This window comes from Pseudomonas sp. HY7a-MNA-CIBAN-0227, from assembly GCF_040310325.1.
In the GTDB taxonomy this organism is placed as follows: domain Bacteria; phylum Pseudomonadota; class Gammaproteobacteria; order Pseudomonadales; family Pseudomonadaceae; genus Aquipseudomonas.
This window is the reverse complement of the sequence record NZ_JBEOPT010000004.1, coordinates 390,067-413,105: the sequence shown is the minus strand read 5'-3', so window position 1 is coordinate 413,105 and position 23,039 is coordinate 390,067. Positions and strand designations below refer to the sequence as shown.

Sequence of the window (23,039 nt, the reverse complement as noted above, 5' to 3'; positions counted from 1 at the left end):
AGCGGCCGGCAGGAAAACTCAAGAAGCCAGTGGCGATACTTGCCAAAGCCCGTTCTGCAGAATCAATTGCCGGTCGCAGTCCACTTCACGGGCGGCGGCCAATGGCTGCCCAGGCAATGCCTGGACGACACGCTGACCCTCACTGCGCAACTGGCAAACCTGCTGCCAGAGTGCTGCATCCGTACTGTCGGGCATCCAGATACCGCCAGACGGTAACTCGACCTCAGCACGCCCCAGGGTCACCAGGGTTTTCAAATCGGTGGAAAAACCGGTCGCTGGACGGGCACGACCGAAGTCGGCGCCAATGTCGTCATAACGACCACCCTGGGCGATGGCCTGGCCAACACCCGGAACAAACACCGCGAACACCACACCGGTGTGGTAGTGGTAACCGCGCAACTCACCCAGGTCGAAATACAGCGGTAACTGCGGGAACCGCGCCGACAGGCGCTCGGCAATCGCCAGCACATCGTCCAGGGCCGCCAAAACAGGGGCCGGCGCGTTCGCCAGAAGGTCCTTGGCGGCAACCAACACTTCAGGGCCACCACACAGGTCCACCAGCGCACGCAGCATGCCAGCCAGATCAGCGGGTACAGCCTCGGTCAGGGCGATGACTTCATCGATAGCCTTGCGCTGCAGGGCATCGAACAACTGTTGCTCCACTTCACCGGACAAACCAGCCGCACGGGCCAGGCCGCGGTAGATACCGACATGACCCAGGTCCATGTGGACATCCGGCACATCGGCCAGTTGCAGCATCGCCAGCATCAGGCTGATAACTTCCACGTCACTGCTCGGGCTGGCATCACCGTACAACTCGGCGCCCAGCTGTATCGGGCTACGGGAAGACGACAACGCACGCGGCTGAGCATGCAGGACGCTGCCGGCGTAGCACAGGCGGCTCGGCCCTTCACGGCGCAGGGTGTGCGCATCGATGCGCGCTACTTGCGGCGTGATGTCGGCGCGAAAGCCCATTTGCCGGCCCGACTGCGGGTCGATGACCTTGAAGGTGCGCAGATCCAGGTCCTGGCCCGCGCCGGTCAGCAGGGATTCCAGGTACTCGATATGGGGAGTCACGACAAACTCGTAACCCCAGCTCTGGAACAGATCCAACACCTGGCGACGCGCTACTTCAATGCGCGCAGCTTCTGGTGGCAGTACTTCTTCGATGCCATCTGGCAGCAGCCAGCGGTCTACCGTTGCCATTACGCCATTCCCCTATGATCCGGGCGGCAAGCCGTCAGGCGAGCCTTGAGTGAAGCAGAAAATGCCCGGTCCATTTGCATAAACCACGCGCATGAACAACGTGACGAATGGCCAGCAATCGGCCTCGTCGGGCACCTTCCTCGAAAAACCTGTCGTGTCGATACAACAAACGACAATCAAACATGCAGACGCAAAAAAGCCGGGAATTTCCCGGCTGCCGCATCATACACCCGTTTTCCCAAAGGATCACCCCGCCAAGCATTTTAGCCCGACGGAGTGCCCTTCAAGTCAACGTGGGATCAGGGCTTGGACTTTTCCAGGTAACGGAAGAAGTCGCTGCTCGGATCCAGAACCATGACGTCGGTTTTGTTCGCGAAACTTTCACGGTAGGCGCGCAGGCTGCGATAGAACGCGTAGAACTCCTGGTCCTGGCCATAAGCCTTGGCGTAGATCGACGCGGCTTGAGCATCACCATCACCACGGGACTCTTCAGACTCGCGATAGGCTTCTGCCAACAGCACTCGACGCTGACGGTCAGCATCCGCACGGATACCTTCAGCCAGTTCGTTACCCTTGGCGCGGTGCTCACGAGCCTCACGCTCACGCTCAGTGCTCATGCGCTCGAACACGCTGCGGTTCACTTCCTTCGGCAGATCAATGGCCTTGACCCGAACATCGACAACCTCGATGCCCAGCTCTTTTTCAGCCATCTTGTTCAGCGAAGCCGTGATATCCGCCATCAGCGCATCACGCTCACCGGATACCACCTCGTGCAGGGTGCGCTTACCAAACTGGTCACGCAGGCCCGATTCCAGACGGCGCGACAAACGCTCGTCGGCAATCTGCTTGAGGCCGGAAGTCGCAGTGTAGAAGCGCTCGGCATCCTTGACGCGCCACTTGGCGTAGGCGTCAACCATCACGGCTTTCTTTTCCAGGGTCAGGAAGCGCTGTGTCGGTGCATCCAGCGTCATCAGGCGCGCATCAAACTTGCGCACCTGGTTGACGTAGGGGACTTTCACATGCAGGCCTGGCTGGACATCTGCCTGGACCACGCGACCGAATTGCAGCAACACCGCACGCTCGGTCTGAGCCACGATATAGAAGCAGTTCCAGGCAGCGATGACCACGACGACGCCCACAATCAGGGCGGTCAGCGATTTATTGCTCATCAACGACTCTCCCTGGTACGTGTTTGCTGTTGCTGCAAGTCAGCGGCCGCACGGGCACTCGCTTCGTTGGCAGCGGCAGTCGAACCGGTTGCCGGAGCACTGGTACCGCTACGACCACCTTCGATCATCTTGTCCAGCGGCAGGTAAAGCAGATTATTCTGCCCGCCCTTGTTGCCGGTCACGAGAACCTTGCTGGTGTTGGTGAAGACTTCCTGCATGGTGTCCAGGTACAGACGCTCGCGGGTGACTTCCGGTGCCTTGCGGTACTCGGCCACCAGTTTGGTGAAGCGATCCGCCTCACCCTTGGCGCGAGAGACCACTTCGTCGCGGTAACCGTTGGCATCTTCAAGGATGCGCTGGGCCTGACCACGGGCTTCCGGCACCACGCCGTTGGCGTAGGTTTCAGCCTGGTTGCGCGAACGCTGCTCGTCTTCACGGGCGCGGATCACATCATCGAAGGCTTCCTGCACTTCACGCGGTGCGGCTGCGCTCTGTATGTTGACCTGGGTGACGGTGATACCGGTGCGATACGTATCGAGGAACCGTTGCAGGCGCTCCTTGATCTCGCTGGCCATCAACTCACGACCTTCGGTCAGCACCTGATCCATCGCGGTGGAACCCACCACATGGCGCAGGGCGCTTTCGGTCGCTTGTTGCAGACTGATTTCCGGCTGATCGACGTTCAGAACGAAATCCTGCAGGTTGCTGATCTTGTACTGCACGGTCAGCGGCACTTCGAGGATGTTCTCGTCTTCGGTGAGCATCTGGCCCTGCTTGGTATACGCACGCTCACGCGTGACGTTTTCCATGTACTTCTTGTCGATCGGCGGGAAGTAGATGTTCAGGCCGGGGCCGACGGTCTCGTAGTATTTGCCGAAGCGCAGCACGACGGCCTGCTCCTGCTCATCCACTACGTATACCGCGCTGTACAGCCAGACGGCGGCCAGCACGACGAGGCCGATACCGAGCATGCCATAAGCACCCCCTTTACCGGCACGACCACCTTCGTCACCACCACGTTTTTTTCCACCACCGAACAACCCATTCAGGCTTTCCTGCAGCTTTCGGAAGGCCTCGTCGAGATCTGGTGGCCCCTTGCGGTCGCCATTATTGCGGCGTTTACCACCCCAAGGATCCTGATTATTCGAGTTGCCACCCGGCTCATTCCAAGCCATAGCGATCTCCATCTGATAAAGCAAAGACGCACCCACGGCGCGCCGACCAATGCTACAGAATGCCTGCTACAGCGGCACAACCGCTTTCTCAGGCTTTTATTGCAAAGTGTGTTGCTCGATAAAGTCCATCGGCGGTATGCCTTCACGGCTAACCAACCGATTCAGCTCGGCCCGTGGCAATCGAACCGCCAGCAGACTGACACCTTCTACGTCGTGTTCTTCTTTCTGGACCGCGCCCATTTCGAAAAACTGTGCACGCAGTCGAGCAAAACGCTGAGGCAAGCGCAAGGTGCCAACAAACAAATCGTTGCCCAGCAACTCGGCAACCGCCTGTTTGAGCAAGTCCAACCCGCAGCCATCCCGCGCCGAAAGCCATACCCGCTGGGGCCTGCCGTCTTCGTCACGCTGGATTTGCGGCTCCACGCCCTCAAGCAAATCGAGTTTGTTATAGACCTCAAGGATCGGCAAGTCCTGGGCCCCAATCTCGCCCAGTACCAGCATTACTTGTTCAATCTGCAACATCCGGTCAGGTTCGGCAGCATCGATCACATGCAACAGCAGGTCGGAGTTGCTCGACTCTTCGAGCGTAGCTCGAAACGCCTCGACCAGCTTGTGGGGCAAGTGACGAATGAAACCTACGGTATCGGCCAGCACGATCGGCCCCAGGTCGTCGATATCCAAACGGCGCAGGGTCGGGTCGAGGGTGGCGAACAGTTGGTCAGCGGCGTAAACGTCGGATTCCGTCACCGAATTGAACAGTGTGGATTTGCCGGCGTTGGTGTATCCCACCAGTGAAACGGTCGGGATATCGGCGCGCTTGCGGCCACGACGCGATTGCTCACGCTGGCTGCGAACCTTCTCAAGCCGAGCCTTGATCTGCTTCAGGCGAACCCGCAGCAAACGACGGTCGGTCTCCAACTGGGTTTCACCCGGGCCACGCAGGCCAATACCGCCTTTCTGGCGTTCAAGGTGAGTCCAGCCGCGAACCAGCCGGGTACTCATGTGCTCAAGCTGGGCCAATTCGACCTGGAGCTTGCCTTCATGGGTACGGGCGCGTTGGGCGAAAATATCGAGAATCAGACCCGTGCGGTCAATCACGCGACACTCGAAAACACGTTCGAGGTTACGTTCCTGACTGGGCGTAAGGGTGTGATTGAAAATAACCAGATCTACCTGTTCGGCTTTGACCAGGTCGCGCAATTCCTCGACCTTGCCGCTGCCAATCAGGTATTTGGCGGTTGGACGATGACGCGGCACGTTAATAAACGCGACGGTCTCGGCGCCAGCCGAAATTGCCAACTCCTGAAACTCCTGCGGATCTTCGCGCGCCTCAGGGTCCTGACCATCTAAGTGAACGAGGATTGCCCGCTCACCACCACCGTGGCGCTCAAAGAACAAAGGAGACTCCTATCAGGCGTTACCTGGCTCAGCGTCACCCAGTTCGGTTTCGGTTGCGCTAGGCAGACGAATTGGACGAACCGGCACTACTGTTGAGATAGCGTGCTTGTAAACCATTTGGCTAACGGTATTTTTCAGCAGGATGACGAACTGGTCGAAAGACTCGATCGTCCCTTGCAGCTTGATACCGTTGACCAGATAGATGGAAACCCCAACTTTCTCTTTACGTAAAGTATTCAAGTAAGGGTCTTGTAGCGAATGCCCTTTTGACATGTGCCGCACTCCTTTAAGGATCAATAATAAAAAATCGGAAAATAGATAGCTCGTAGCCGTCACACCCCCAAGGATAGACGGCAATTGCAAGGACTCAGCTCAATATGGAGACCGTTCCCAAGTATTTCAAGGCGCGTGACAGATTGTCGCAATCCAGACTGTCCAGCCAATGCAACTCAGTCCAACTGCGCAGCCAAGTGAACTGGCGCTTTGCCAACTGGCGCGTGGCAATGATGCCTCGCTCCTGCATTTCGGCTGACGTCAGCTTGCCATCCAGATGATCCCAGACTTGGCGGTAGCCTACAGCACGTATCGAAGGCAATCCTGGATGCAGATCACCTCTTGAACGCAATGCTACGACCTCCTCCACGAACCCCTGTTCCAACATAATTGTGAATCTTTGTGCAATTCGCTCATGCAGAACCTGACGATTAGCCGGAGCGATGCCCAGATTTGCGACAGTATAGGGTAATTGTGGCTGCCCCGAAGCGCCTGCATCAGTACTTTGCGCAGATTGTCTCAGTCTGTGGGCGGTCATGGTCTGCCCGCTGACCCGCCAGACTTCCAGAGCTCGTGAAAGGCGCTGAGGGTCATTGGGATGAATCCGCGCTGCAGACACCGGATCAACTGCCGCCAGTTGGTCATGCAGGGCTTGCCAGCCAAGGCGCACAGCCTCTTCTTCAAGCTCGGCGCGCACCTGGGGATCGGCTGGGGGCATATCAGCCAGACCTTCCTGCAAAGCCTTGTAGTAGAGCATCGTGCCGCCCACCAGCAGCGGAATATTGCCCCGCGCGGTAATTTCGGCCATGGCAACCAGGGCGTCAGTGCGAAAATCAGCCGCCGAGTAGCTCTCAGACGGGTCAATAATGTCGATCAACCGGTGGGGATGCAGGGCCAGCAACTCTTTCGAAGGCTTGGCAGTGCCGATATCCATTCCCCGGTAAACCAGGGCGGAGTCGACGCTGATCAGCTCGCAGGGCAGGACTTTGGTCAGCTCGATGGCCAGGTCGGTCTTGCCGGCGGCCGTCGGGCCCATCAGGAAGATGGCGGGAGGAAGAGCGCTCATCAACGACCACGCAAGAACAGTTTGTCCAGATCGTCTAGCCCCATCTGGGTCCAGGTCGGTCGGCCATGGTTGCATTGGCCGCTGCGTTCGGTGTTTTCCATATCCCGCAGCAAACCGTTCATTTCCGGCAGGGCCAGGCGCCGATTGGCGCGGATCGCGCCGTGACAGGCCATGGTGCCGAGCAGTTCGTTGATGTGCGCCTGGATACGATCGCTGGTGCCGTACTCCATCAGGTCTGCCAGCACGTCAGCCACCAGCCGGTTAGCTTCGGCCTGCTTGAGCAGCGCCGGGATTTGCCGGATCGCCAGGGTTTCCGGGCCGAGGCGCTGCAGTTCAAAACCCAGCTTCTGAAACACGCTGACGTGCTCTTCGGCACAATCGGCTTCGCGCTGGCTGACCGCCAGGGATTCCGGCACCAGCAGCGGCTGGCCGCTCAGGCCTTCGCTGGCCATGGCGATTTTCAGGCGCTCGTACATGATCCGCTCGTGGGCGGCGTGCATGTCCACCAGTACCAGGCCGTGGGCGTTTTCCGCAAGAATGTAGATACCCTTGAGCTGGGCCAGAGCGTAACCCAAAGGCGGGACATCACCCTGACCTTCCGGCAACGCCGCCGCTCCCGCTTCGGGCAGCGGCGCGAAGAACTCGCGATAGGCTGCCTGGGCTTCAGCCACAGGCACCGCCGATTGCGGCCGGGGCGTGTATTGATACTGATATCCGGCGCCAGCACCCGACCCCGGCGCGGCGTAGCTCGGCTGGGTTTGCGGCTGTTCCAGCAGGTTGGCAGCCAGGCGCATTTCGCCCTGGGGGCCGAACTCACCGGCTTCCGGCCCCGTCGGGCGAACCATGGCCGTGGCAATCGGCGCCGACTGGTGATCGTCCGGACGTACATCGCCCAAGGCACGGTGCAAGGTGCCGTAGAGGAAATCGTGGACCATGCGCCCATCACGGAAGCGCACTTCGTGTTTGGTCGGGTGCACGTTGACGTCGACCACAGAAGGATCGACCTCAAAAAACAGCACAAAGGTCGGATGCCGACCGTTGAACAGCACGTCGCGATAAGCCTGGCGCACCGCGTGGGCCACCAGTTTGTCGCGCACCGCACGGCCGTTCACGTAGAAATACTGCAAATCCGCCTGGCTACGGGAGAAGGTCGGCAAACCGACCCAGCCCCACAGGTGCAAGCCATTACGCTCCACCTCAATGGGCAGCGCCTGCTCCAGGAAGCCTGCGCCACAAACTGCCGCCACACGCCGAGCGCGTGCCGCATCGTCACAGGCTTCGTGCAGGCTGAGGATGGTCTTGCCGTTGTGGCGCAGATGAAAGGCCACATCGAAGCGAGCCAGGGCTAGGCGCTTGATGACTTCTTGCAGGTGATCGAATTCGGTTTTTTCGGCCTTGAGAAATTTGCGACGCGCCGGGGTATTGAAGAACAGGTCGCGCACTTCCACCGACGTGCCCACCGGGTGGGCGGCCGGCTGGACCCTAGGCGCCATGTCGCGACCCTCGGTTTCCACTTGCCAGGCTTGCTCGGCGCCACGGGTGCGGGACGTCAGGGTCAGGCGGGCCACGGAACTGATAGAGGCAAGGGCCTCACCGCGAAAGCCCAGGCTCATCACCCGTTCAAGGTCTTCAAGGTCGCGAATTTTGCTGGTGGCGTGACGGGCCAGAGCCAGCGGCAGGTCATCGGAGGAGATGCCACTGCCATCGTCACGTACCCGCAGCAGCTTGACGCCGCCCTGCTCGACGTCGACGTCGATACGCTTGGCGCCGGAGTCCAGGCTGTTTTCCAGCAACTCCTTGATCACAGAAGCCGGCCGTTCTACCACCTCGCCAGCAGCAATCTGGTTGGCAAGGCGCGGGCTGAGCAATTCGATGCGTGAGGTGTTGCTCAATACCGATTCGCTCATTACTGCGCCGCCAATTCAGTGCCAGGGATGGTCAACATCTGGCCAATTTTCAATTCATCGCTTTTCAGGTTGTTGGCGCTACGCAACGTCGCGGCCGAAACCTGAAAACGCACCGCCAGCATCGCTACAGTGTCGCCGGGCTGTACACGATGGTCGCGAGGCCCTTGGGCGATTTTCCCGGAATCACGTAACCAGGCGACGTAGCTTCCCGGTGGCGGATTCTGCTGGAAGAACTGGCGAATTCCGGAGCTGATGGAGCGTGCCAGCGCCTGCTGGTGGCTGGCCGCCGACAGCTTGGAGGCTTCGTTGGCGTTGGAAATAAACCCGGTTTCCACCAGGATCGACGGAATATCCGGCGACTTGAGCACCATGAACCCGGCCTGCTCCACCCGCTGTTTGTGCAACGGCGTGACGCGGCCGATATTGCTCAATACCTTCTGCCCGACATTCAGGCTGGACGTCAGCGAGGCGGTCATCGACAAATCGAGCAACACACCGGCGAGCATGCGGTCCTTGTCATCCAGGGACACGTTGCCAGCGCCGCCGATCAAGTCGGAACGGTTTTCACTGTCCGCCAGCCAGCGGGCGGTTTCGGAGGTAGCGCCACGGTCAGACAGGGCGAACACTGACGCACCAAAGGCCGCACTTGAGGGCGCGGCGTCGGCATGGATCGAAACAAACAGGTCAGCACCCTTCTTGCGGGCGATTTCGGTACGACCACGCAACGGGATGAAGTAGTCACCGGTGCGGGTCAACTCGGCGCGGTAGCCTTTCATGCCGTTGATCTGGCGTTGCAGTTCACGGGCGATGGCCAGCACCACGTCTTTCTCACGCTGGCCGCGCGAGCCGGAGGCGCCAGGGTCTTCGCCACCGTGACCGGCATCGATGACGACGATGATGTCACGCTTGCCCGCCGGAGCCGGTGGCATCGGTGGCAGCTTGACCTGGGGTTGCGCCGTAGAAGCCGGCACCGCAGGCACCGTCGCGACACTCGGCGTAGGCACGGGCGGCGGCGCGGCATCGGCGGCGTTGTCGAACAGGTCGACCACCAGTCGGTTACCGTATTGAGCGTTAGGTGCCAGGGAGAAGCTTTTCGGGGTGACGGCCTTTTTCAGGTCGATGACCACCCGCAAATCCGTCGGCGTGCGTTGGGCCGAGCGCATGGCGGTAATCGGGGTATTGGCGGTGGACACTTTCAACGGCGCGGCCAGGGTCGCACCGTTGATGTCGATCACCAGGCGGTCAGGCGCCGTCAGGGTGAAGACGCTGTGCTGAACCGGCCCAGACAGATCAAATACCAGTCGCGTGTTATCCGGTGCCCGCCACAGGCGAACACTGCGCACCTGTGAAGCAGCCAGAGCATTGACAGTCATTGCCGCAAGCAACACCCCTACGACAGTAACCAACGCGCGAAAGCGCATACCTAACCCCATTAATTATTTGAATTCCAATGCCAAGGCGGCGCACCACGACTCACTGCGCACGCTCTGGGACAACAACTTCAGCTGACGTCCATGCTCATGCGGGGTAATGGTAATGGTCAGGTCAGGCTTTGGCAAAAAGCCTGTGCCTTTATCTGGCCATTCGATCAGGCACAAGGCGTCTTCATCGAAGTAATCGCGAATGCCCATGTACTCCAACTCCTCAGGATCAACCAAACGATAGAGGTCGAAATGGAACGCTCGCACATCGCCGATTTCGTAAGGTTCCACCAGGGTAAAAGTAGGACTCTTCACTGCTCCTTCATGCCCCAGCCCGCGAATGATGCCCCGCGACAAAGTGGTCTTCCCCGCCCCCAGGTCGCCTTCCAGAAAAATCAGCCCCGAGCCCTTCGTGACAACGGCAATCCGCTTGCCAAACGCGACCATGGCCTCTTCATCGGCCAGATACAGGGTTACTTCAGACACGGTGACTGCTCCTCCAGCAACTGACGAATGGCGGGAATCAAATCACTGGCAGCCAGCCCGCGACCAAAGGTGCCTTGGCGATCTCCCGCCGTGGCGTGCAACCAGACGGCCAGGCTGGCCGCCTCAAACGCTGGCATACCCTGGGCCAGCAATGCACCCACCAGACCGGCCAGGACATCGCCAAGACCTGCGGTGGCCATGGCCGGATGGCCCTGATCACATTGCGACACCCGTCCGTCCGGACTGGCGATCAAACTGCCCGCGCCCTTGAGGATCGCCACCGTCTTGAATTTTTGGCTCAATCCGCGCGCAACTTTAAGACGATCTGCCTGAACCTCGACTGTCGAAATCCCCATCAGCCTCGCGGCTTCACCGGGATGCGGCGTTATCACGCAGTTGGCTGGCAGGCTGACGCTGCCTGCCGCCAGCAGGTTCAGCGCATCGGCGTCCCACACTTGCGGCTGCTTGGCATTGGCGGCCACCGACAGCAGGCTTTTGCCCCAAGACGCTTCGCCCAAACCCGGGCCGATGACGATCACTGAAATTTTTTCCAGCAAGCCCATCAATTGATTGGCGGAATGCACACCAACGGTCATGACTTCCGGCAAACGCGCCAGGGCCGCCGAGACGTGCTCGCTGCGGGTCGCCAGGGACACCATGCCAGCACCGCTGCGCAGGGCGCTTTCGGCGCTGAGCAGTACGGCGCCGCCAAAACCACGGTCGCCACCCATCAGCAATACATGGCCAAACTGGCCTTTATGGGCATCCTGGGAACGAGCAGGCAGTTGCGGCAATTGGCCGGGCAACAGGTGCTGAACGTCGGTTATTGGGTGTTTTGTCTGAGGCATGCGTCTTCAAGCTCCGATGTCTGGCAGAATTATACGCATCTAACCTGCGGTTTCTCTTGTTCATGCCTGCTATTACTTCCGATCTGCCCGCCCTCGCCCAATCGATCAAAGACTGGGGCCAGGAGCTTGGTTTTCAACAAGTTGGCATCAGCGGCCTGGACCTGGCCGAGGCAGAGCAGCACCTGCAACGCTGGCTCGACGCTGGCTACCACGGCGAGATGGACTACATGGGCGCCCATGGCAGCAAGCGCTCCCACCCCGAAGAGCTGGTGCCCGGCACCTTGCGCGTGGTGTCCCTGCGCATGGATTACCTGCCCGGCGACACCCACATGGCGCATCTACTGGCCCAACCTGAAAAAGCCTATGTCTCCCGCTACGCCCTGGGCCGCGACTACCACAAGCTGATCCGCAAACGCGTCCAGCAACTGGCGGACAGGATTCAGGCGCAGATCGGCCCGTTCGGCTTTCGCGCCTTTGTCGACAGCGCCCCGGTGCTGGAAAAAGCCATTGCTGAACAAGCCGGGCTGGGCTGGATCGGCAAAAACACCTTGGTGCTCAATCGCAAGGCCGGCAGTTACTTCTTCTTGAGCGAACTGTTTGTCGACCTGCCATTGCCGGTCGACCCACCCCACGCCACCGAACACTGCGGTCGCTGCACCGCCTGCCTGGACATCTGCCCTACCAATGCCTTCGTCGGGCCATACGTGCTGGACGCCCGGCGCTGTATTTCCTACCTGACCATCGAGCTGAAAACCGCGATCCCCGAAGACCTGCGCCCCTTGATCGGCAACCGGGTGTTTGGCTGCGATGACTGTCAGATCGTTTGCCCGTGGAATCGTTTCGCACGATCCACAGCCGAAGGCGATTTCAAGCCTCGGCACAATCTGGATAACGCAGAACTGGCCGAACTATTCATGTGGGATGAGGATAAATTTCTCAGCAACACCGAAGGTTCACCCCTGCGCCGCGCCGGTTATGAGCGTTGGCTGCGCAATCTGGCCGTGGGCCTGGGCAATGCGCCTTCTAGCATTCCGGTGTTGGAAGCCTTGAAGGCGCGCCGAGAATACCCTTCGGAGTTGGTGCGCGAACATGTGGAGTGGGCGCTGAAGCAACACGCCGAGCGTCAATGTTCGTCGCTGTAGACGAACTTGGGCATTTCCCAGCGAAAACGGATCGCCAGCAGGCGCAATAGAAAGCCACTGAACAGGGTCAGCAGGATCGCTTGTTCACTGGGCAGTTGCAGGTAGATGCACAGCATGTAGCACCAGGCTGCGAGGAACGACACGCTGGCATACAACTCCCGCCGGAAAATCAGCGGGATGTCGTTGCAGAAGATATCCCGCAGGATGCCGCCGAATACGCCAGTGATCACACCGCTGACCGACGCCACCAACATACCGTGGCCCATTTCCAGGGCGGTCATGCAGCCGATAAGGGTGAACGCCACCAGCCCCACGGCATCCAGCGCCAGGAACAGCGAGCGCAGGTGGCGCATCAGCGGGGCAATGAAGATCGTCACCAGGGCGGCGGCAGAGGTCAGCACCAGGTATTCCGGGTGCTTGACCCAGGTCAGTGGGTAGTGGCCAAGCAACACGTCGCGCACCGAACCACCGCCGAGCGCCGTCACGCAGGCGATCAATACCACGCCAAACCAATCCATGCCACGCCGACCGGCAGACAACGCGCCGGTCATGGCTTCAGCGGTGATGGCGATGAGATAGAGCATCAGCAGCATAAGGGCGATCCTTACAAATTGTGGCGAGGGGGCTTGCCCCCGTTGGGGTGCGAAGCAGCCCCTTTATATATAAAGGCATCGAGGTTTTTCAGGTAGACCGGGATGTCAGGCTTCAGGGCCGCTTCGCAGCCCAACGAGGGCAAGCCACCTCGCCACAACAGCTCACCCGCCCAAATCAGAACTTGATGAAATGCTTGCGGTAATGCTGCAGCTCGGCAATCGACTCGCGAATATCATCCAGCGCCAGGTGGGTGCTGCCTTTGTGGAAGCTGTCCTTCACCTCCGGCGCCCAGCGCGCCGCCAGCTCTTTCAAGGTCGACACATCCAGGTTGCGGTAGTGAAAGTAGCTTTCCAGCGCCTTCATGTGGGTATAAAGAAAACGTCGGTCCTGACAAATGCTATTACCGCAGATCGGCGACTTGCCCTTGGGCACCCATTTTTCCAGAAAGGTGATGGTTTGCGCTTCGGCCTCGGCCATGCTGATACGGCTCTCGCGCACTCGCTGGGTCAGGCCCGTGCCGCCGTGGGTGCGGGTGTTCCACTCATCCATCGTGGCGAGGACTTCGTCGCTGTGGTGGATGGCGATCACCGGGCCTTCAGCCAAGGTATTGAGGTTGCTGTCCGTGACGATGGTCGCCATCTCAATGATGACGTCGGTGTCAGGGTTCAGACCGGTCATTTCCAGATCGATCCAAATCAGGTTCTGTGGGTTTTGCATGTCTTGGTTCCTTGGCACCTTGGCGTAGCTGCGCAGTTTAGCAGGCGAGGCATGCTAGACTCGCGACCGTTTTACCTAACCTTTGCATTATCGACACGGAACACCAATGGCCAAACGCCAGCTCAACCGTCGCCAAAACTGGCGCATCGAAAAGATTCAGGGCGAACGCGCTGCCCGCGCCGCCAAACGTGAATCCTCCGCCGTGGAAGCGCTTGAGGGTGGCGACCTTGGCCCCGAGCAAACGGGCCTGGTGATCGCGCACTTCGGTGTGCAGGTCGAGGTCGAGGCCCAGGACGGCGAACAAGCTGGCAATGTGTTCCGTTGCCACTTGCGCGCCAACCTGCCGGCGTTGGTGACCGGCGACCAAGTGGTCTGGCGTGCCGGCAACCAAGGCATCGGTGTGATCGTGGCGCAACTGCCGCGCACCACCGAACTGCGCCGCCCGGACAGCCGTGGCCAGCTCAAGCCGGTGGCGGCTAACGTCGACATGATCGTCATTGTCTTCGCGCCACTGCCCGAGCCCCATGCCAACCTGATCGACCGCTACCTGGTAGCCGCCGAACATGCGGGCATTCGGCCGTTGCTGCTGCTGAACAAATTCGACCTGATCGACGAGCAGAACGCCCCGGCGCTCAATGCGTTGCTGGCGGTCTACCGCACCCTGGGTTACCCGGTGTTGGAAGTCTCGGCCCATCACGGCAACGGCATGGAGTTGCTCCAGGAGCAGTTGGACGGGCGCATCAGTGTGTTCGTCGGCCAGTCGGGCGTCGGCAAGTCGTCGCTGGTCAACAGCCTGCTGCCGGAAGTCGAAGCCCGTGTCGGCCCGCTGTCGGAGCTGTCCGGCCAGGGTACTCACACCACCACCACCGCGCGGTTGTTCCACTTCCCAGGTGGCGGTGAGCTGATCGACTCCCCAGGGATTCGTGAATTCGGCCTGGGCCACGTCAGCCGCGCCGATGTCGAAGCGGGCTTTATCGAGTTCAACGACTTGATCGGCACCTGCCGCTTTCGCGACTGCAAGCACGACCGCGAGCCGGGCTGCGCTCTGCTCAAGGCCCTGGAAGACGGTCGCGTGCAACAGCAGCGGATGAACAGCTATCGCTCGATCATCGCCAGCTTGCCCGAAACCAGTTACTGACTGGTCGATGCAACATTGTGGTGAGGGGCTTGCCCCCTCGCCACAATTGCGCCCTGCTTATGACCCCGTAGCCGGCTGAGTCGGGTCTTTCACCCCACCGTCATCAAACAGGTTCAGCTTCTGCCGCAACTCATGGGCCGGTAATGGCTGCTGTTCTGGTGGCAGTGCATTCGGGTCCACCGGCACTTCCCCTGGCGCACCCTCACCTTGAGTCGGCACCGCCGGTTGAGGCGCACTTTGCTCACCTTCAATCGCACGCTGGGCCTTTTTGGTCAGCACGACGATATCGATTCGGCGGTTGACCGGGTTGAACGGGTCCTTGGCATCAAACAGTGCAGAGGAAGCAAAACCCACTACCCGTGCCACTTGCGCGTCCGGGTAGCTACCCGCGATCAAGGCACGACGTGCAGCGTTGGCACGGTTGGCCGACAACTCCCAGTTACCAAAATCACCCAGGCCCGAATAAGGTTTGGCATCGGTATGACCACTGACGCTGATCTTGTTCGGCACCGCTTTGATGGTGTCGGCCATGGCCAGCAGAATATCTTCGAAATACGGCTTCAAGCGCGCACTGCCTGAGTCGAACATCGGCCGATTCGCGGCGTCCATGATCTGGATGCGCAAGCCATCCGGAGTGATCTGGAACAGGATCTGGTCCTTGAATTTTTGCAGTTGCGGATTCTCATCGACCTTGTTCTGCAGTTCTTGCAGCAGCAATTCCAGGCGTTCCTGCTCGACCTGTTCGGCCATACTTTCGACGGTTTCACGCTCGATGGGAATATTTTCCTGGGGCGACTCGGTCTTCACTTCCGGGTTGATGGTGCGCTCGGGCGCCAGTTGCGGCGAGCCGCCCAGGTCGATCACAAAAGGTGTGCCGCTCTCGGAAAACCCGATGGGGTCCTTGAAGTAACCGGCGATGGCGATCTTCTGTTCCGGCGTGGCGGTGGACATCAGCCACAGCACCAGGAAGAACGCCATCATTGCCGTGGCAAAGTCAGCGAAGGCGATTTTCCAGGCGCCGCCGTGGTGCCCGGCAGCGAAGCGCTTGACGCGCTTGATGATGATCGGCTGGTTGTTTTCCATGACTTAGCGACCGCGAACCGCTTGTTCCAGCTCGGCAAAGCTCGGACGGTGCTTGGGATAGAGCACTTTGCGGCCGAATTCCACTGCCAGTGACGGCGGCATGCCGGAGGCCGAAGCCACCAGGGAAGCCTTGATCGCCTCGTAAAGATTGATCTCTTCCTTGGCGTCATGGGCCAGGGAGGTGGCCAGCGGACCAAAGAAACCGTAGGCCGCGAGAATACCGAAGAAGGTACCGACCAGGGCCGCACCTACGTGCATGCCGATGGCCGCCTGGTCGCCCTCGCCGAGGGAGGCCATGGTCACCACGATCCCGAGTACCGCTGCCACAATACCGAAACCGGGCATGCCGTCGGCGATGCCAGTCACCGCATGGGAGGGGTGCTCAAGCTCTTCCTTCAAGCTGAACAACTCCATGTCGAACAGGCCTTCCAGCTCATGGGGGGCCATGTTGCCGGAGGACATGATGCGCAGGTAATCGCAGATGTAGGCGGTCATACGCTCATCCTTGAGTACGGCCGGGTACTTGGCGAAAATCGGGCTCGCTGCCGCGTCCTCGATGTCGCCTTCAATGGCCATCATGCCTTCGCGGCGGCTCTTGTTGAGGATCTCGTAGACCAGGCCCAGCACTTCCAGGTAGAAGGTGTGGGAGAAGCGCGAGCTGAACATGCCCAACGACTTCTTGATCACGTGCATGGTCATGTAGCCAGGGTTGGCCTGCAGGAATGCACCAAACGCCGCACCACCGATGATCAGCACTTCGAAAGGCTGGATCAGCGCCGCAATTTTACCGTGGGACAGGACGTATCCGCCGAGCACGCTCGCGATGACGACGATGATGCCGATAATTTTAGCCATAGGGGATGAGTACTTGCGCCGTCGGGTTCATGGACATATTCAGAAGATCTAAAAACTCTTCTTCTACTTATCGGCAAAACTGCGCCAGACTATAGCCCGTTAAGGCGAAAAGCCAGTTCGGCCCGCTCTGGGCGTGTTGACCGCAAGTGATGATCGCGCCCCAATCATGGCAAATGAAACGACAGTCCCAACCTCAAGACCCAACACCATTTCTGGCTGGATAAAGCGCCTGGATGAGGTTCTGCTGCCCGTCCCACAAGCCAGCTATGACGCGGTATGCAAAGCCATCGGCGACAACCGCCGATCGTTGCGAGATATTGCAGATCTGATGCAAAACAGCCCCGCGCTGGTGCTCAGTATGATGCGCGAAGCCAACAACCATGCTCACGGCAGCCTTGCAGAGCCTGCGGAAAACCTTGAGGTGGCGATCAACCGCCTCGGTTTAAAACGCACCGAAGAACTGCTCGCCCGCCTGCCTTCAGTCCCCCTCAATGAAATCCCCGTGGCGCTGCGCCAACTGCAACTGGTCAGCCAGCACGCCTCGCAACAAGCCAGCGGCCTGTTTGCCAGTCGCCTGGCACGGCTATGGCAAGACATCCATTGGGGCAGCCTGTTGTTTCTTTCGCCGCTGTGGCCAATGGCGATTGCCTATCCCAAGCTGCTGGAGGAGTGGGAACTACGAGTGATCCACAAAGGCCAATCGGCACGCAAGGTCGAGCAGGAGTTGTTTGGCGTACGCCTGCTGGATTTGTGCCTGGGACTGACCGAGGCCTGGCGCCTGCCGATCTGGGTCTCCCAGGGCTATCACTTGTTGCAGAATGAACGTCGCCTACTGATCAAGGCGCTGCGCATCGCCCGCAATGAAGATCCGCTGCGTCAACAGCAACAGCTCGATGACGATCCGGCGCTGCGGCGCTGGCTGAACCAGCCGGCCAACACCGTGCTGCTGGCCAACGGCATGGCCCTGGCAGCGCAAGAGTCCTGGAGCTGCCCGCACACCCGGCGCTGGCAATACTTGACCGCGCTGTACCTGCAACACCCCTTGGGCGAGGTACAGCAGCAGGTTCACCAACAAGCAGTGATCAGCGCCCGCAATACGCTGGCGGCCGATCTTTGGCACCCGGCACTTGCGCTGATCTGGCCGTGGAACGTGCAACGGGTCCATCGCGGCCTGCTGCCGGCACCGCCGCCGACCGCCGAAGCCCTGGCTGTTTGGCGCAAACACTGCAGCGAATTGCTGGTGGAGCCGAATCGTTTTGCCAACGCCATGCACCTGACCACCTGCGCCAAGGAGGCCCTGGTGGCCAGCGGTATGCAACGGGTCATGCTGCTGATGGCCGACCGTACCTTGAGCACCTTGCGCGTGCATCAGGTCGACGGCCTGCCCAAGGACGCTGCCCACATGAGCCTGGACGTCGCGCAAAGCACGCTGTTGCAGCGCTTGCTGGAGAAGTCCGCCCAGGTGCGCCTGACGCCCGACAACCATGTACAGTTCTCGGCACTGCTACCCGCCTCGTTGCGCCGCCTGTTTATCGGCGAGCACCTGCTGTTGCGCTCCCTGAGTTGCAATGGACGGGTGGCGATGCTGATGATTGCCGACCAGGGCGGCGGGCCGTTCTCGGAAACCACCGTACAAGCCTTCGGCAAAACCGCTCAATGCATTGAGAAGGCCCTGCACAGCTTTACCAACCGCAGCGCTTGATGCTTGCGCTACAATCGCCCTCCTTTACAGCCCTAAACTTGTGCCCAGGAGACCTCACATGCCTGACTTCTCTGGCTTGCCGCTGGTGATCGAGCCCAGCGACCTGCTCGGTCGCCTCGACGCAGAAACCCTGATTCTGGTGGACCTCACCAGCGCCGAACGCTACGCCACCGGGCATATCCCCGGCGCACGATTCGTCGATCCCAAACGCACCCAACTGGGCCAACTGCCTGCTCCAGGCTTGCTGCCAGCCAAAGCCGCCCTGGAAACGCTGTTCGGTGAACTGGGCCATACGCCGGGCGCCACCTACGTGGTCTATGACGACGAAGGCGGCGGCTGGGCCGGGCGTTTTATCTGGCTGCTCGATGTTATCGGCCACAAGAAGTATCACTACCTCGACGGCGGCCTGCTGGCGTGGCTGGATGAAAAACAGCCTGTTTCCACCAACGTGCTGGCCAGTGCCGGCGGCCCGGTCAGCCTGACGCTGCACGACGAGCCCACCGCCACCCGCGAATACTTGCAAAGTCGTCTGGGCTCCGCCGACCTGGGCATCTGGGATGCCCGTGGCCCGCTGGAGTATTCGGGAGAGAAAGTCCTCGCCGCCAAGGCCGGGCACATCCCCGGCGCGGTGAACTTCGAATGGACCGCTGGCATGGACAAGGCGCGCAACCTGCGCATCCGTCGCGACATGCCGCAGATCCTCGAAGACCTCGGACTTACCCGCGACAAAGAAATCATCACCCACTGCCAGACTCACCACCGTTCTGGCTTCACCTATCTGGTGGCCAAGGCGCTCGGTTATCCGCGAGTCAAAGGTTATGCCGGTTCCTGGGGCGAATGGGGCAACCACCCCGACACCCCCGTTGAGATTTAAGATTTTAAGGACAGTTAATGAAAAAGCGTTTGTTTATCCTCAGCCAGTACCTGCTGCCCCACCACCTGCTGTCACGGCTGGCCGGCTGCATTGCCGAATGCCGCGTGCGCTGGTTCAAGAATGCCTTCACCACCTGGTTCGCCAAGCGCTATCAAGTGGATATGTCCCAGGCCTTGGTGGAGGACGTGACCGCTTACGAGCACTTCAATGCCTTCTTCACCCGCGCCTTGAAAGACGGCGCACGCCCACTGGATCAAACCCCGGGCGCGGTACTGAGCCCGGCCGATGGTGCGGTCAGCCAACTCGGCCCGATTGAGCACGGCCGGGTGTTCCAGGCCAAGGGCCACAGTTTCAGCGTACTGGAATTGCTCGGGGGTGATGCCGCTGTAGCCGCGCCGTTCATGGGCGGCGACTTCGCCACTGTTTATCTGTCGCCGAAGGACTACCACCGGGTGCACATGCCATTGGCCGGCACCCTACGGGAAATGGTCTACATCCCGGGCCGAATCTTCTCGGTGAACCAAACCACGGCAGAAAATGTGCCGGAACTGTTTGCCCGTAACGAGCGTGTTGCCTGCATATTCGACACCGAACGCGGCCCGATGGCCGTGGTTCTGGTAGGCGCGATGATTGTGGCGTCGATTGAAACAGTCTGGGCCGGGCTGGTCACGCCGCCGAAACGTGAGCTGAAAACCGTGCGTTACGACGAAGCGGCACGCGCACCGATTTATCTGGAAAAAGGTGCAGAACTGGGACGCTTCAAGCTGGGTTCGACCGCCATCGTGCTGTTTGGGCCGGATCAGGTGAAATGGTCGGAAGAATTGCTGGCGGGTTCGCCGGTGCAGATGGGTCAAGGCATGGGCTTACCAAAGGCCTGATCGACGCACTACTTGTAGGAGCGAGCAAGGACTAGATACCCCTCGCTCCTACAGTTGTTTTGCGGGGCTAGAGCTGACCGTCGCGGTCACGGAAGCCCAACAGGTACAACACTCCATCCAGCCCCAACGTCGAAATCGCCTGCTTGGCCGATTGCTTGACTAGTGGTTTAGCACGAAACGCCACGCCCAACCCGGCAATCGCCAGCATCGGCAAGTCATTGGCGCCGTCACCGACCGCAATGGTCTGCTCCAGACGCAAACCTTCCTTGTGTGCCAACTCCCGCAGCAGATCGGCTTTACGCTGGGCGTCGACAATCGGCTCCACCGCCACGCCAGTCACCTTGCCGTCCACCACTTCCAGCTCGTTGGCGAACACGTAGTCGATGCCCAGCTTGGCCTGCAATTGCTTGGCGAAGTAGGTGAAGCCACCCGACAGGATGGCGGTCTTGTAGCCCAGGCGTTTGAGTTCGGCGAACAGAGTTTCGGCACCTTCGGTCAGGCGCAGCGACGCACCGATGGAGTCCAGCACGCTGACGTCCAGGCCTTTAAGCAACGCCAGGCGCTCCTTGAAACTAGCACGGAAATCCAGCTCGCCGGACATGGCACGCTCGGTAATGGCCGAGACTTGCTCACCCACGCCAGCAGCCTTGGCCAGTTCGTCGATGACTTCGGCTTCAATTAGCGTGGAGTCCATGTCGAACACCGCCAACCGGCGGTTGCGTCGAAACAGCGAATCTTCCTGGAAGGCGATGTCGACGTTCAGTTCCTGGGCGACGCTCAGAAACTCAGCGCGCAAGGCCTGAGGGTCCGCCGGCTCACCGCGTACGGAAAACTCGATGCAGCCCTTGCCCTGGTCGGCCGGCGTGTCCAACGGCATACGCCCCGACAGACGGTCGATATGGTCGATGTTCAAACCGTATTGAGCGGTGATCGAGCTGACGCGTTGCAATTGCTCAGCCGTCACCTTGCGGGTCAGCAGAGTGACGATATGGCGCTTTTTGCCCTGACCGGCGACCCACTGGCGGTAATCCTCTTCGGACACCGGGGTGAAACGCACCTGCTGATCGAGCTTGTAGGCCGTAAACAGGATGTCCTTGAGCACCGACGACGCTTGCTCGGTACTCGGAATCTCCACCAGGATGCCAAACGACAAAGTGTCGTGGATCACCGCCTGGCCGATGTCGAGAATGTTCACACCACCCTGGGCCAGAACACCGGTAATGGCTGCGGTGAGACCCGGACGGTCCTCACCTGTGATGTTTATCAGGACAATTTCGCGCAAAGCGCACCCCCGAGGTGGAAAAAACCGCATTCTACCCACTTTCAGTGACCATCGGGCACAGCCAGCGCTTTGCCGGTCTTGGGCCTGTCGCTATACTGCGCGTCAACTTCACGGACTAAAGAGCCGAGCTTAAGTGAACCGGCCCACGCCAGTAAAAACCGATAACTTCTTCCTGCTGATCTTCCGGGCACTGCGCCATCGCCGTGTACCGATCGCATTACGCATCGCCAGCCATAACGTGATCCTGGTCGCCCTGGCTCTGGTGATCTACGCCTGCGTGATGGGATTGCAATTCAAGCAGGCCATGCACGAGCAAGCCGACGCTCTGGGCGAAAGCTTGACCACCCAGACCGCCACCTCGGCGACCGAGCTGTTGGTGTCCAACGACATCCTCAGCCTCAACGTGCTGCTCAATAATCTGACCAAGAACCCGCTGGTGGCCCACGCGGCTATCTACAGCGTAGACAACCGGATCATGGCCGAAGCCGGGCAACGCCCGAAAAACGGCCTATTGGGTGAAGCCGAAGGCTTGTACCAGAGCAATATCACCTTTCAGGACGTGAAGGCCGGCCAACTGCGCATCAGCCTGGACATGCAGCAGTTCCAGCAGCCGATGACCATCAGCCTGCAAAGCATGGGCATTTTGAGTGCGATCCTGCTGGCCCTGTCCCTGGCCTTGAGCCTGCGCCTGGGGCGGAATATCTCCACACCCCTGATGCAACTGCGCATTTGGCTGCGGGACATCGACGAACACACCCCGGCCACCGACCGCCAGGATGAAATTGGCGACCTCGCCCGCCAGTTGCACACCAGCTTCGCCCCGGAACCAGTAGTGCCCGAGGTTGAACCAGAGCCTGAGTACGACGACACCGACTACGAAGAAGACAAACCTGCCTTTGGGCGCGACCCTGACTTCGACGAACGCGCGCCGGTGGCCGGGCTCAAGCCGGTATCCCGCCAGACGATCAAGGCAGAAGAAGACGACGAACTGGATGATGAAGACCCGTTCGCCGATCTTCGCGACCAGTCGCAATCAGCGCAGGTAGTCGCACCCAAGCCGGCACCCGCGCAAAACACCGAGCCGCAACACAGCGCCGTACTGGCCGTGCAACTGGGCGCGCAGGATCAACTACGTCGCTTGCCGCGCGCGCGCCTGACCGAACTGCTGGAGCGTTACCGCGACTGCCTCGACCAGGCGGCATCGCTGTACCAGAGCGAACTGCACACCCTGAACGACGGCAGTACCTTGATGCTGTTCCACAGTGAAGACAGCGGCGAAGACTACCTGACCAACGCCATCTGCTGCGGCGAGCTGCTGCGAGCCCTGGGCCATGCACTGCAAATCGAAGTCGCCGACAGCGGCATCACCTTGCAGCTGCAACTGGGGCTGACGGTGGGTGACGACCTGTATGGCATGAGCCAGATTGATCTGCTGCTGACCGAAATCGCCCAGGATGCGCTGGCCTTGTCGCAACACAGCCGCAACTTGCTGCTGGTGGAACGCAAGATCAGTGATGACGCCCTGATCCGCCAACGTGCGCGGATCAGGCCCATCGCCAGCCCAGAGGGCGCCAGTTGTGTGGAGCGCTTGATGGAGCCGTATCCATCGATGCTGGAGCGGCAGTTGGCGCGAATGCATGAGAGGCGGGCGAAGAGCTAAACCCCACTCCTGTGGCGAGCGGGCTTGCCCGCGTTGGGGCGCGAAGCGGCCCTGAAAGCCACTACGGTCTTCCTGGAAAGCTGCGATAACCTTTATCGGGGCTGCTGCGCAGTACAATGCGGGCAAGCCCACTCGCCACAACAGCAACTTTCGCCATAAATACCC

21 protein-coding genes are annotated in these 23,039 nt (G+C 60.2%); 6 read left to right on the top strand and 15 right to left on the bottom strand.

Features of this window, described 5'->3' with window-relative positions:
• Positions 1-18: 18 nt before the first annotated feature.
• From AAEZ06_RS09895 to AAEZ06_RS09850, 10 genes are all read right to left on the bottom strand, one after another.
• Entirely contained in the window at positions 19-1,206 is a 1,188-nt protein-coding gene (locus tag AAEZ06_RS09895; protein WP_350614083.1) for an ATP phosphoribosyltransferase regulatory subunit, read from the bottom strand.
• Positions 1,207-1,505: 299 nt separating this feature from the next.
• A complete protein-coding gene (gene hflC, locus AAEZ06_RS09890) occupies positions 1,506-2,375 on the bottom strand; it encodes a protease modulator HflC (RefSeq protein WP_133101425.1) in 870 nt (289 codons plus the stop codon).
• Entirely contained in the window at positions 2,375-3,550 is a 1,176-nt protein-coding gene (gene hflK, locus AAEZ06_RS09885) for an FtsH protease activity modulator HflK (RefSeq protein WP_350614081.1), read from the bottom strand. The genes hflC and hflK overlap by 1 nt, the downstream gene beginning before the upstream one ends.
• Positions 3,551-3,646: 96 nt before the next feature.
• On the bottom strand, positions 3,647-4,948 hold the full coding sequence (hflX, locus tag AAEZ06_RS09880; protein ID WP_350614079.1) for a ribosome rescue GTPase HflX: 1,302 nt from the start codon (positions 4,946-4,948) through the stop codon (positions 3,647-3,649).
• Positions 4,949-4,960: 12 nt separating this feature from the next.
• Positions 4,961-5,221, bottom strand: coding sequence for an RNA chaperone Hfq (gene hfq, locus AAEZ06_RS09875; RefSeq protein WP_133101422.1), 261 nt, complete (start codon positions 5,219-5,221; stop codon positions 4,961-4,963).
• A gap of 94 nt (positions 5,222-5,315) precedes the next feature.
• Positions 5,316-6,287, bottom strand: coding sequence for a tRNA (adenosine(37)-N6)-dimethylallyltransferase MiaA (gene miaA / locus AAEZ06_RS09870; RefSeq protein ID WP_149411155.1), 972 nt, complete (start codon positions 6,285-6,287; stop codon positions 5,316-5,318).
• The gene (gene mutL / locus AAEZ06_RS09865; protein WP_350614095.1) at positions 6,287-8,179 is read right to left on the bottom strand and encodes a DNA mismatch repair endonuclease MutL; all 1,893 of its coding nucleotides are present in this window, start codon (positions 8,177-8,179) and stop codon (positions 6,287-6,289) included. Before mutL ends, miaA begins: the two co-directional genes overlap by 1 nt.
• 14 nt (positions 8,180-8,193) lie before the next feature.
• The gene (locus AAEZ06_RS09860) at positions 8,194-9,627 is read right to left on the bottom strand and encodes an N-acetylmuramoyl-L-alanine amidase (RefSeq protein ID WP_218575085.1); all 1,434 of its coding nucleotides are present in this window, start codon (positions 9,625-9,627) and stop codon (positions 8,194-8,196) included.
• Positions 9,628-9,630: 3 nt separating this feature from the next.
• The gene (tsaE, locus tag AAEZ06_RS09855; RefSeq protein ID WP_149411158.1) at positions 9,631-10,101 is read right to left on the bottom strand and encodes a tRNA (adenosine(37)-N6)-threonylcarbamoyltransferase complex ATPase subunit type 1 TsaE; all 471 of its coding nucleotides are present in this window, start codon (positions 10,099-10,101) and stop codon (positions 9,631-9,633) included.
• Complete coding sequence (locus AAEZ06_RS09850) at positions 10,089-10,949, bottom strand: NAD(P)H-hydrate dehydratase (protein WP_149411159.1); 861 nt, start codon at positions 10,947-10,949, stop codon at positions 10,089-10,091. Before AAEZ06_RS09850 ends, tsaE begins: the two co-directional genes overlap by 13 nt.
• Before the next feature lie 62 nt (positions 10,950-11,011).
• Here AAEZ06_RS09850 and queG point away from each other — a divergent pair, with 62 nt between their 5' ends.
• Positions 11,012-12,091 carry a tRNA epoxyqueuosine(34) reductase QueG gene (gene queG / locus AAEZ06_RS09845; RefSeq protein WP_149411160.1) on the top strand — a complete coding sequence of 360 codons (1,080 nt, stop codon included), beginning with the start codon at positions 11,012-11,014 and terminating at the stop codon, positions 12,089-12,091.
• Here the strand turns inward: queG and AAEZ06_RS09840 are convergent.
• Entirely contained in the window at positions 12,073-12,684 is a 612-nt protein-coding gene (locus AAEZ06_RS09840; protein WP_149411161.1) for a trimeric intracellular cation channel family protein, read from the bottom strand. The two genes, queG and AAEZ06_RS09840, sit on opposite strands and share 19 nt — an antisense overlap.
• Positions 12,685-12,859: 175 nt before the next feature.
• Positions 12,860-13,402, bottom strand: coding sequence for an oligoribonuclease (orn, locus tag AAEZ06_RS09835; RefSeq protein WP_133101414.1), 543 nt, complete (start codon positions 13,400-13,402; stop codon positions 12,860-12,862).
• A 106-nt stretch (positions 13,403-13,508) separates the two neighbouring features.
• On the opposite strand from orn, the gene rsgA reads away from it, so the two are divergent.
• Positions 13,509-14,540 (top strand): small ribosomal subunit biogenesis GTPase RsgA, encoded by a 1,032-nt coding sequence (gene rsgA / locus AAEZ06_RS09830; protein ID WP_149411163.1) that lies wholly within the window; start codon positions 13,509-13,511, stop codon positions 14,538-14,540.
• A gap of 57 nt (positions 14,541-14,597) precedes the next feature.
• Here the strand turns inward: rsgA and motB are convergent, their stop codons facing one another.
• The gene (motB, locus tag AAEZ06_RS09825) at positions 14,598-15,623 is read right to left on the bottom strand and encodes a flagellar motor protein MotB (protein WP_149411164.1); all 1,026 of its coding nucleotides are present in this window, start codon (positions 15,621-15,623) and stop codon (positions 14,598-14,600) included.
• 3 nt (positions 15,624-15,626) lie between these two features.
• Complete coding sequence (gene motA, locus AAEZ06_RS09820; protein ID WP_057724293.1) at positions 15,627-16,478, bottom strand: flagellar motor stator protein MotA; 852 nt, start codon at positions 16,476-16,478, stop codon at positions 15,627-15,629.
• 166 nt (positions 16,479-16,644) lie between these two features.
• Between motA and AAEZ06_RS09815 the strand changes: the two genes are divergently transcribed.
• From AAEZ06_RS09815 to asd, 3 genes are read left to right on the top strand one after another with little or no spacing between them, the layout of a single operon-like run.
• Positions 16,645-18,180, top strand: coding sequence for an HDOD domain-containing protein (locus tag AAEZ06_RS09815; protein WP_149411165.1), 1,536 nt, complete (start codon positions 16,645-16,647; stop codon positions 18,178-18,180).
• A 58-nt stretch (positions 18,181-18,238) separates the two neighbouring features.
• Positions 18,239-19,054 (top strand): rhodanese-like domain-containing protein, encoded by an 816-nt coding sequence (locus AAEZ06_RS09810; RefSeq protein ID WP_350614073.1) that lies wholly within the window; start codon positions 18,239-18,241, stop codon positions 19,052-19,054.
• A gap of 17 nt (positions 19,055-19,071) precedes the next feature.
• Positions 19,072-19,932, top strand: coding sequence for an archaetidylserine decarboxylase (gene asd / locus AAEZ06_RS09805; RefSeq protein ID WP_149411167.1), 861 nt, complete (start codon positions 19,072-19,074; stop codon positions 19,930-19,932).
• Between the two features lie 67 nt (positions 19,933-19,999).
• On the opposite strand, the gene serB is transcribed toward asd, so the two are convergent.
• The gene (serB, locus tag AAEZ06_RS09800; RefSeq protein ID WP_149411168.1) at positions 20,000-21,214 is read right to left on the bottom strand and encodes a phosphoserine phosphatase SerB; all 1,215 of its coding nucleotides are present in this window, start codon (positions 21,212-21,214) and stop codon (positions 20,000-20,002) included.
• A 133-nt stretch (positions 21,215-21,347) separates the two neighbouring features.
• Between serB and AAEZ06_RS09795 the strand changes: the two genes are divergently transcribed.
• Positions 21,348-22,874, top strand: a complete 1,527-nt coding sequence (locus tag AAEZ06_RS09795) for an AhpA/YtjB family protein (RefSeq protein WP_350614070.1) — start codon at positions 21,348-21,350, stop codon at positions 22,872-22,874.
• Positions 22,875-23,039: the final 165 nt, after the last annotated feature.